This window comes from Streptomyces rhizosphaerihabitans (assembly GCF_025399795.1).
Taxonomy (GTDB): Bacteria; Actinomycetota; Actinomycetes; order Streptomycetales; family Streptomycetaceae; genus Streptomyces; species Streptomyces rhizosphaerihabitans.
Genome location: NZ_JAODTZ010000184.1, coordinates 1 through 478, shown reverse-complemented (window position 1 = coordinate 478; position 478 = coordinate 1). Strand labels below are relative to the sequence as shown.

1 protein-coding gene is annotated in these 478 nt (G+C 65.9%); it reads right to left on the bottom strand.

The genetic code is table 11. The annotated features are described in order from the left end of the window. The coding region (locus tag N4G66_RS45320; protein ID WP_261710169.1) for an IS5 family transposase at positions 1-478 on the bottom strand (478 nt) is incomplete at both ends.

Below are 478 nucleotides of genomic sequence, written 5' to 3'. Positions count from 1 at the left end.
TCCCGGGCTTGCGTTGAGTGATTTCCATGTCGATGCCGAGGGTGGCTGCATGCTCGACGAGGTGCTGACGGTAGCCGCCGTCGACCCAGACCTTGCGTAGGCCGGGATGGCTGGCGGCGGCCTGGTCCAGGAGGGTTTTTCCGGCGGTGGAGTCCTGGACGCCGGCCGCGGTGACCAGCACCGCCAGCAGAAGGCCGAGGGTGTCGGTGATGATGCTGCGTTTGCGGCCCACGATCTTCTTGCCCGCATCGATGCCCTGGCTCCTGGCAGGGACACTGGTGGAAGTCTTGACGCTCTGCGCGTCGATCACGCAGGCCGAGGGCTCGGGGCTCTTTCCTTCCTGCTGGCGCACCAACTCCCTCAGCAGACCGTTGAGCTGGGCGAAGACACCGTCCTTTTGCCACCTGGCGAAGTAGCCGTAGACGCTCTGATGCGGTGGGAAGTCGTGCGGGAGATAGGCCCACTGGCAGCCGGTGCG